Origin of the sequence: Paraferrimonas haliotis (genome assembly GCF_002282895.1) — a bacterium.
In the GTDB taxonomy this organism is placed as follows: domain Bacteria; phylum Pseudomonadota; class Gammaproteobacteria; order Enterobacterales; family Shewanellaceae; genus Paraferrimonas; species Paraferrimonas haliotis.
The window spans coordinates 1-2538 of record NZ_NRRB01000013.1; the positions used below are offsets into that span (position 1 = coordinate 1).

1 protein-coding gene is annotated in these 2538 nt (G+C 49.8%); it reads left to right on the forward strand.

Translation table 11 applies throughout. From position 1 onward, the window contains the following. The coding region (locus tag CLC91_RS14800; protein ID WP_099098748.1) for a Tn3 family transposase at positions 1-2072 on the forward strand (2072 nt) is incomplete at its 5' end. Positions 2073-2538 lie beyond the last annotated feature (466 nt).

A 2538-nucleotide genomic window follows, 5' to 3' on the forward strand; every position in this document is an offset into this window, starting at 1 on the left:
ATATCCGCAAGCAACAAGAAGCTGCCAACACCTTTGCACAACAAGCAGTGTTCCTGTCCTGGCAGTCAGCCGCGGACAATGTCACGAAAGCGGCAGAGTTACTGCATCTGTTTGTGGATGAGAACATTGATGATAATCAACCCTTCTCAGTAGTCAGACAACAGGCATTGAAGGTCATGAATGACAGGGATATCCAGACCCTCTGCCTTTACCTGAAAAAACAGAAACGGACCGTGGAAGAGTACCAGTGGCAACATTACGATGAACAATGCAATCTCCTGGAGCAACTGTTAAGGCAGGTGTTCTTGTGCCTTGAATGTGAGGCCGGTAAAGGCTCAGAAGCCGTCGTCGCCCAACTTCAACAGATGCAGACGGAAATCGCATTCGGTGGACCACTGAAGACGATGGATACGTCGCTCATCCCGAAAAAGCACCTCCCATGGTTGGTTAAACAGGATAACGTTAACCCGCAACGTTACGAATGGCTGCTCTACCGGCAGTTAACCTCACGACTGAATGGACGCATTTATTTGCCAAATGTTACCAAATACCGCGCACTGGAAGACGACCTGATCCCCCAGACATCGCAGGATACCTTGCTGGCCTCATCAACACTGGACAGACTAAAACAGCCCGCAGAGTTATTGTTACAGGAGAAACAACACCGGCTGGAAAGTGCACTCAAAGACGTTGCTCTCCATATTGATGAGGGAGACAATCGAAATGTGATCATGAAAAATCGTACCGGTACCCGCTGGCGTCTGCCGACCAAAAGCGCTACATCTCTGGTCAACAATCCCTTTTTTAAGCGAATGCAACCGGTCGGTATCGCGGATGTACTGCGGTATGTAGAGCGCGAAACCGGGTTCATGAAATGTCTGACTCATGTACTTCCGATACAAAAACAAGGGTTCACTCATCAGGATGATTTACTGGCCATTCTGATTGCCAACGCCACTCACCGTGGTGTGTATGGCATGGCGCAGATCTCCGATCGAAGCTATGAACACCTGAGTACGGTGCAGGCCAACTATATCCGGCCTGAAACGCTGCATGACGCCAGCGACGTGATCAATAATGCGGTTGCAGCGCTACCCATCTTCCGCCACTACCATATTCAGGAGGACCAGCTGCATGCCAGTGCGGATGGTCAGAAATTCGAAACCCATCTGGAAACCTTTAAAACCCGGTACTCCTCTAAGTATTTCGGCACCAACAAAGGGATCACGGCCATGACACTGGTGGCCAACCACAGCGCCCTCAATGCTCGGATCATCGGTTCCAACGAGCACGAATCACACTATATTTATGACCTGTTACAATCCAACAGCAGTGAAATCAAACCTGACGTACTCTCGACAGATACACACGGTGTCAATCATGTTAACTTCGCCTTACTGGATCTATGCGGTTACAGTTTTGCACCGCGATACGCGCAGTTCAGTAGTGTCATCAATGATCTGTTTGATGTGACTGAAAGTGAACAAGGCAGCACCATACTGGCGCTAAAGAAGCCTATCAGAACGAATGTTATTACAACGGGATGGCAAGATATCAGGCGTATTGTTCTGTCACTTCAGACAAAGCGGACGACACAAGCAATGCTGGTAAGAAAGTTGTCTGGTTACCCTTCTGGACACCCAATATTACAGGCTCTGACGGAGTATAATCGACTGGTTAAAGCGCAATATTTACTTGACTACATCGACGATGCCAGTTTGCGGCAGTATGTGCAACGTGCCCTGAACCGGGGAGAAGCATGGCACTTCCTTAGACGAGCCATTGCGTCGGTGAATGGTGATCAGTTCCGTGGCAAAAACGAGTCTGAAATCGCTATCTGGAATGAATGCGCAAGATTGCTTGCCAACGCGATCATCTACTTCAACTCCGCGATACTGAGTCATCTTCTGGGACACTTTGAAGCGAGAGGAGATGAAGAGAAAGCGGGTATCACTCGTGCTGTTTCGCCCGTTGCGTGGCAAAATATCAACTTAAGCGGAACGTATAACTTCACTAATACTGGGAAATTGCCCAATATTGGCGAAATAACAAGGCCGATAGTGGATGATTAGGCTCCAAGCTGAAAGTAAACCACCTCCGCAGCCATTTATTGGTGTGGTCTACAGAGGATTATGTCTTTTTAGAGGGGAAAATCCCTAGAACCCCACCTTGAGACAGAACGCGCCTTGGTCAGAATCCCAGTCGCTGGGCGGGTTTGCGCCTACGCTCTTGACCCCCACGAGGTCTGGAAAGGGTACGACAACGCCAAAGAATACGCGGCCTTCGTGACCAAGACGCTGGTCAACAAGGACGGCGATATTAAGCGCCGGATCATGTCGATGTTTAGCCCAGAGGAACGCCCAGACGACAGGGAGTGACGGGCACTGGCTGGCAATGTCTAGCAACGGCAGGCATTTCGGCTGAGGGTAAAAGAACTTTCCGCTAAGCGATAGACTGTATGTAAACACAGTATTGCAAGGACGCGGAACATGCCTCATGTGGCGGCCAGGACGGCCAGCCGGGATCGGGATACTGGTC